The following is a 7,238-nucleotide window of genomic DNA, read 5'->3' on the forward strand; positions in this document are numbered from 1 at the left end:
TCATGAACGTACTCGGGTTCCAGGAAGCGGTCGACACCGCGCTGCCGGTCAATATAGGCAAGGGCGTGGTCGTGCCCGTTGTCACCGTCCCTGCGTATGTCCTGCTGAAGCTTATGGCCTGGCAGGATCGCCGCGCGAACAAGAACACCGATGCGTCTGATCTGCTCTTCGTGCTATTGCGATATTCTCACGCGGGCAACGCCAGGCGCGTCTTTGACGTCGCCTATGACCTGCTGGAATCCAACGATCACAACATCGAAGTCGCGTGCGCCGGCATGCTCGCGCGCGAGGCGCGCGCCATCGCGCTGCCGGAAACGTTCGCAGCTGTGCGCGCCATACTGCAGACACCCCAAACCCTCGCGTTGCTTAAAGACGACCTGTTCGCGCGAGCTGCGCAATTTTTCGTCGGCGCGACAAACAGTGACCCAGACGCCCTGCTCGATGCCTTCGCATCGCAGTTTTGCGACGCACGCCCGTGATCGGTTGGCGGCGTTCACTAATAGCAGCTTTGCCGCCGTGAGGCGTAGCCAGAATATGGATGGCTAGGCAGTTAGATGCATTTTTATGGTCCTGTACCGGGCGCCAGATGCGCCAGATCGACACCCCGAAAATCAGCCTGGAAACGCCCGACTTGAAATTGAAGCAGAACGCCCCCTGCGCGGGGAAAGCAGAGCCGACTCTGTCTGCGGCTGCGCGGGACGCGCCGCCGCTCCTCTACCTTGGCCCTGTGCACTGCAGCCGATTCCGCCGGGATGAACGGCTCACCTACGCCGCAAAAGTAGACGAACGGGAACTGTCGGGCCGGCAGGCCCAGGGAGATCGCCATGACACGCGCGCGGACGGACAGCAACGCGGCATTGCTCGGCACATGGAAGCTTCTATCGTTCACGACCGAAGACACTGCGACCGGTCTGACGACGAATCTCTTCGGCATCAAACCGGATGGCTATCTCTGTTACGGTGCGGATTTCCGGATGTATGCGATCCTCGTCGCGCACGGGCGAAAGGCGCCCGCCGATCTCGTGCCCACGGACATGGAGCGTATCGAGCTTTTCAATGGACTTTGTTCCTACGCAGGAAGCTATGTCATCGCCGGTGACGAAGTCCGGCACCATATCGATGTGTCGTGGAACCAGTCGTGGACAGGCACCACCCAGGTTCGCAGGTTCAGGATCGACGGCGATTATCTGCACATCACGACGCTGCCTGCGCGCAACCCGGTGACGGGCAACGAATGCGTCTCGGTGCTGTTGTGGGAAAAACTCACGTAGCCATACCTGGCATCCACCGGACACGGAGTGAATTTCAGGCACGGTGCTGCGCCGCGATTCAGGCTTTCCTGATCAGGAAGCGGTCGCGGTTCCTCGCATCAGCGAGCCAGCGCGGTGCGCGGCCACGTCCAGTCCATGTCCAGAGTTGAAGGCGCCGTGCGGCGCCCTCAGCCAATTCCGCATGATCTACGAAGTGATTCGCGGTCTAGCGACCGGTCTATTCGCGTCCCGCGGTAAAAGTCATTTTGACGCTGCACGCCCGCGCACCTTGCCACCGCTGCGCACGGGTTCGACGTCGATGGCCGTCACGGCCTTGGGCTTGAAGTACAGCGAGCTCAATGTCGCCGCCCCCATGTCCGAAGCCGCCTCCAGCAGGAAGGGTGCAAGTTCCTTGAGACGCGCCTCCGGCAAGCGGCTGCTCGGTCCGGCGAGACTGACGATGCCAACCACCTCGTTCGTCACAGGATTGCGCACCGCCGCCGCGATCGAGGTCATGCCGGTTTCGTAGGTTTCGATAGCGACGCCATAGCCACGCTGGCGCGCACCGTTGAGGTCTTTCAGGAACTGCTGGATGGTCTTGGGCGCGCGCGGCGCGTTGTGCGCTTTCGGCCCGAGCCCGCCTTGCCTGGACACCAGTTCGATCGCGCGTTCGTCGGGCAGTGTGGCGAGCCACGCCTGTCCGCTCGCCGTGCAATGCAGCGGGGGATTGCTGCCCATGTCCGGGTCGTAGCGCAAGCCCGATTTCGCACCTTGGGCCTTGCCAACGAAGGTGATGTGATCGTTCTCAACCACGCCAAGGCGTGCCAGTTCACCCGATGCTTCGGCGAGCCGGTCAAGCACGGGCTGCGAGATATCGAACACACCGCTCGTCGACAGGTAAATCAGCGCCAGCGACACGAGCTTCATGGCCAGCATGTACTCGCCATGCTCCTCGTCCTGGCGCACGAAGCCCTCTTCGATCAGCATCGCCAGAAGCCGGTGTGTGCCGCTGCGGGGAATGTCCAGCGTGTCCGCGATGGTGGCCAGTGGCATGCGTCCACCGTTTTTCGCCAACAGTTCAAGCACGCCCAGTGCACGCTCAAGATTCCCGGCCATATCGATTTCTCATGTGTTTTCGTGGATATGAAATGAGAACACAATTCCATACTGGAATTCAAGCTGAATCGAATGAGCGTGCGTTTAGATGAGCGTCCGATCAAACCGTCGCTCAATGCCCCGCGCTCACGCTCGCCGGCGCGAACGTGCCCCGATGGCGTGTCCCCTTGAGTAGCACGGCCAGCCCGCCCACTGTCGCAGGCACCGCCAGCGCCGTGAACACTGCGCCAAAGCTCCAGTTCGCATGCAGCATGGCTGCGCCCACCAGCGCGCCGGTGATGCCACCAAAACGGCCCACGCCGAGCATCCAGCTGGTGCCCGTCGCGCGCATCTCGGTGGGATATGAGCCGGCGGCAAGTGCGCAGAAGCCCGTGTTCGAACCGTTCATGCAGTAGCCCATGCCGAACGCAAGCGCGCAAATGATGCTGAAAGGATGCGCCGATGCGCCCATGTAGCAGGCCAGCACGCCACCCGCCAGTACGGTTGCGCCGAGCGCACGATGGGGATTGAAGCGGTCCATCTGCCAGCCGATCAACACCGATCCGATCGTACCGCCCGCCTGGAACAGCGCGCCCACCACGGCCGCCTCGCCGAGCGAGAAACCCAGTCCGCGAATCAGCGTCGGCAGCCAGTTGCCGAGCAGATAGACCGTCAGCAACCCGGCGAAATAGCAGATCCACAGCATCACGGTGCCGAAGGCATGTTCGCGCGACAGGATCGCTCGCACCGGACTGCGCGGCGCCTGAGCGGGCTCATGTGAGACAAAGCGGGTCTGCGCGCTGGCCGATCCGAACTTCATGCGATTGAGCACGCTGACAAGGCGCGCCCGGCGGCTTTCCTTGAGCGCCAGATAACGCGCCGATTCGGGCAACCATTTAATCAGCACCGGCACGTACAGGACGGGCAGCACCCCACCCAGCATCAACACCGACTGCCAGCCCCACTGAGTGATGAGCCACGCGCTCACGAACCCGCCCCCCGCCGCGCCAAACGTAAAGCCGCAAAACACCGCCGTTACCATCAGCGCGCGGCGACGCGGCGGCGCGTATTCGGCCATGAGCGTCGCGGCATTGGGCATCGACGCGCCCAGGCCGATGCCGGTAAGAAAGCGCAGGATCGCGAGCGACTCCACGTCGACCGCGAACGCCGACGCCAGGCTCCACACGCCGAAGAACAGCACGGCCACGGTCATCACCGTCTTGCGGCCAAATCGATCCGACATGGGTCCCGCGCCCAGCGCGCCAAACGCCAAACCAAGCAGCCCGCCGCTCATTACGGGGCCGAGCGCGTCACGCGGAATCGCCCACGCACTGGAAAGCGATGGCGCGATAAAGCCGATCATGACCGTATCGAGCCCGTCGAGCATGACGATCATCATGCACAACAGCAGCACGAGCCATTGAAAGCGCCCCACAGGTTGGTCATCCAGAAACTGCTGGACGTCGAGGGTACGCGTGGCTGAATGGCCCGGTGCGGCCGGTTTCGAAAAATCCATCGTTGTCTCCGTGTCATTTTCTTGTTGTGTCGATTGATCGGCCCGCCCGGGCGATGCGTCTTGTGACATCTGCCCGGGTAGCCCAATGCGCTTCAGATCGTCTCGCGCGCTTTCTCCAGCACCGCGAGCGTCGCCTCGCGCAGACGCCGCGCGCGATCCACCGCGCGCGTCGACTTCGCCCACTGCTGCGTCGGCACTTCGACGCTTACCGGTAAGCCGTCCGGCAGCGCACTCAGAATTCCTACGAGGTCGAGGCCGCCCTCACCCGGAATCATTCGCTCGCAGCGCGCCTGGAACAGCAAGGTGTCGAGATCGGCTGGCCGCTGCGCCGGCGCGTCGCAGAACTGCACATAGCCGAAATATTCACGCGGCAGCGCACGCAAGTCGTCGAGCGACGAGCCAGCGCGGTCGAAATGGATCGGGTCGATGATGAGACCGGTGTTGCGCCGCCCGCTCGCTTTCACGATGCGCGCTCCCGCCGCGATCTCCTTCACATCCGTCCACGGCATAGGCTCAAGCGACGGCGCAAGACCGAGCGGCGCGGCGAGATCGCAAAGCTGCCCGAGGCGGTCGACGGTGCGCGCTTCGTCGGGATCGTTGCCAGCCACGAGCACATAGCGCGCGCCGAGTTCCGCCGCAGTTTCGAGCATCGGCTTGTACTGGTTTACGTCGCTATCGGGCGTCAGGCGCAGAATCTCCACGTCGAGCACGCGCATGCCCGTGTCCCTCAGCACTGCCAGGGTTTCGCGCTTGAGCGGCGTATCGCCGACTATCTCGTGGCGCACCTCGTGATCGGTCGCGGGCAGCAGACGCAAACCCACGTAGTCGTAGCCCGCATCGGCGGCGCACAGCACCATCTGCGGCGGGTTCAGCTCAAGCGCGGTCAGCGCCGACAGCGACAGCTCGCGCGTTTGCGGCTCAATCATGATGTCTCCTTGTTTTATTGCGCGCGCAACGTTACGACGCGCGCCTTCGATGCCAGCTCAGCGCAGCGGCGAGAACGGCGCGGGCACGCAGATGGTCGACTCCATCGTCGTGAGATGCGCGGGTCCGCCTTTCGGCGGCCAGATGCCGTCTTTCACGGCTTCAGCGCGAATGCGCGAGCGTTCGTCCACGCTCGCATACGGCCAGATGTTGAGAAAGCGCGGCACGTTGCCGTCGAGCGAATACATCGCGCCCACCAGCGGCGAGCGCTTCGTGCGCTCGGGCACCGCCTGTTCCCACGCGTTGATGGTGTGCTGCAGGCTGCCGAGCTTCGTGCCGTACACGCGCATCTCGTAGATGCCACCGTGCGCGGCGGGCTCGATCGGCGGCAGGAAGGGAAACAGCGCGTAGCTCTCGATCTTCACGTCATCGACAAATTCGCCCACGCCGAACGGATTGCCTTCAAGCAGCATGCGCTTGCGCTCCGCCACGAGCGCTGCCTCCGATTCGTAACCGCGTAAAACCAGCACCTGGCCGAGCGTGCCGATATCCGAATACCAGCAGCCGAGCAGTTTGCCGCCCTGCGGATCGCCACTGGCCTTGATGCCTTCGAAAACCTGCGCGTTGGTACCGATTTTCACGGTAAGCGTCACGACGTCATACAGTGTCATTGCATTGTCCTTGAGGATGAAGAGTGTTGAAATGGTGCTTAGATGCGTGCGCAACTATCGGCTGCGTCACACTGAGCGAGAGTCCCGCGAGATAGCCGAAAGTCATCGCCGGGCCGAGCGTGATGCCACCGCTCGGGTAACAGCCGCCCATCATGCTGGCGCTGTCGTTGCCTACGGCGTAGAGACCGTCGATGGCGCGCCCTGTGTGGTCGAGCGCGCGCGCCTGTGCGTCAGTAGCGAGACCGGCAAACGTGCCGAGGCTTCCCGGCAACAGCTTCACCGCGTAATACGGGCCGTTTTCGATTGGCGCAAGACACGGATTTGGCTGATGCGCGGCGTCGCCCTGCACGCGGTTGTAAGGCGTGGAACCTTTATGGAACTGCGGATCGAAGCCTTGCTTCGCGTACTGGTTGTAGGCCGAAACCGTTTCGGCCAGCGCGGTTGCGTCGATGCCGCATTGTGCCGCCAGTTGTCCGAGCGTCGCAGCGCGCTGCAGATAGCCGCTGCGCCGGTACGGCCCGGTCGGGAACGGAAACGGCTTGGAAAATCCCAACCCGTAGCGGCGCTGGAAGCGGTGATCGCAGATGAGCCATGCGCACACTTCCTCGCCCGCAGGCGTCGTGTCGAGCAGCGCGCCAATGAAGTCGTGATACGACGAAGCCTCGTTGACGAAACGCTCGCCCGAGCGCACAACCGCGATCACGCCCGGCTTGGCGCGCTCGATCAGATGCGGAAACGCCACGTCTTTCACGCCATCATGTTCGGGCACGATCGACACTGGCGCCCATGCGGCTGGCGCATCCAGCGCGCCGTCGAAATGCGCACCGACCGATTCGCCCAGCCGGATGCCGTCGCCGTTATTGCTGCGCGGTGCGGCGGACCAATGCTCGCGGCCCGACGGCGTATAGGCGAAGGTCTGCGCACGGCGCTCGATATCGTGCGGATACCCGCCGCAGGCGAGCACGACGCCGCGCGCGGCATGTATCTCGTGCACGATGCCGTCGATTTCGACGCGCGCGCCGCTCACGCGCGACGCGTTGCGTAGCAGGCCGACCGCTTTGGCGTTCGTGCGCAGATCCACGCCGCGATCGGCCGCCGATTTCAGCAGCCTGGCGGCGAGCGCGTTGCCGTTCACCAGATGCATCGAGCGCCCGTAGCGCAGCAAGTGCCAGCCAAAGGCCGCGAAACGGCGGCTGGCATATAGCGCCGAGCGCAACGAGCGCGTAGCGCGATAGAAGTGCGCCAGATCCTGCCCCGAACCCAGCGCCATACCCTTGATCGTCGTGACCGAGAGCGGCTTGCGCAACCGGTCGATCAGCGCCCCAAGCTCGCGGCCGTCGAACGGCGCGGCGCAGACCGAGCGGCCACCCGTGCCCGCGCCCGGCGTGGTATGGAAATCGGGGATACGGTTGCCGTCGATAAACCGCACCGTCGTGTGGCGCTCGAAAAAATCGAGCATGGCCGGGCCATGTTCGAGCAGCGCGTCGGCCTTGGCCGCATCGTACTGGCCGCCCAATTCGCTCTTCAGATACGTGCGCGGCGCTTCGATGTCTTCGCAGATGCCCGCGCGCGTTGCCAGCGGATTGCGCGGAATCCACAGCCATCCTCCCGACCATGCGGTCGTACCGCCAAACACCGCCTCCTTTTCCGCGACGATCACGCGCAGCCCCTGCGCCGCCGCCGTCACAGCCGCAGAGAGCCCGCCCGCGCCGGAACCCAGCACCAGCACGTCGCAATCGAGTTTCGGTTCTCGCTTCATGTTCGGTATCGCCTTTCTTCCTG

The 7,238-nt window shown here is 63.8% G+C and carries 7 protein-coding genes and 1 pseudogene; 2 read left to right on the forward strand and 6 right to left on the reverse strand.

The window, feature by feature from the left end:
• Positions 1-479: pseudogene (locus VG320_RS01375) on the forward strand (nucleotidyltransferase); the annotation flags it as partial.
• A 345-nt stretch (positions 480-824) separates the two neighbouring features.
• Positions 825-1,271 carry a lipocalin-like domain-containing protein gene (locus VG320_RS01380; protein ID WP_327198392.1) on the forward strand — a complete coding sequence of 149 codons (447 nt, stop codon included), beginning with the start codon at positions 825-827 and terminating at the stop codon, positions 1,269-1,271.
• Positions 1,272-1,329: 58 nt separating this feature from the next.
• On the opposite strand, the gene VG320_RS31160 is transcribed toward VG320_RS01380, so the two are convergent.
• From VG320_RS31160 to VG320_RS01405, 6 genes are all read right to left on the reverse strand, one after another.
• On the reverse strand, positions 1,330-1,446 hold the full coding sequence (locus tag VG320_RS31160; protein WP_414695938.1) for an H-NS family nucleoid-associated regulatory protein: 117 nt from the start codon (positions 1,444-1,446) through the stop codon (positions 1,330-1,332).
• A 65-nt stretch (positions 1,447-1,511) separates the two neighbouring features.
• Positions 1,512-2,366, reverse strand: coding sequence for an IclR family transcriptional regulator (locus VG320_RS01385; protein WP_327198393.1), 855 nt, complete (start codon positions 2,364-2,366; stop codon positions 1,512-1,514).
• 112 nt (positions 2,367-2,478) lie between these two features.
• Entirely contained in the window at positions 2,479-3,861 is a 1,383-nt protein-coding gene (locus tag VG320_RS01390; protein WP_327198394.1) for an MFS transporter, read from the reverse strand.
• Positions 3,862-3,953: 92 nt separating this feature from the next.
• Complete coding sequence (locus VG320_RS01395) at positions 3,954-4,787, reverse strand: sugar phosphate isomerase/epimerase family protein (protein WP_327198395.1); 834 nt, start codon at positions 4,785-4,787, stop codon at positions 3,954-3,956.
• A gap of 57 nt (positions 4,788-4,844) precedes the next feature.
• Positions 4,845-5,456 (reverse strand): NIPSNAP family protein, encoded by a 612-nt coding sequence (locus VG320_RS01400; RefSeq protein ID WP_327198396.1) that lies wholly within the window; start codon positions 5,454-5,456, stop codon positions 4,845-4,847.
• On the reverse strand, positions 5,443-7,215 hold the full coding sequence (locus VG320_RS01405) for an FAD-dependent oxidoreductase (protein WP_327198397.1): 1,773 nt from the start codon (positions 7,213-7,215) through the stop codon (positions 5,443-5,445). The genes VG320_RS01400 and VG320_RS01405 overlap by 14 nt, the downstream gene beginning before the upstream one ends.
• Between the last annotated feature and the right edge of the window lie 23 nt (positions 7,216-7,238).

The sequence above is a fragment of the Paraburkholderia sp. genome, assembly GCF_035948235.1.
In the GTDB taxonomy this organism is placed as follows: domain Bacteria; phylum Pseudomonadota; class Gammaproteobacteria; order Burkholderiales; family Burkholderiaceae; genus Paraburkholderia.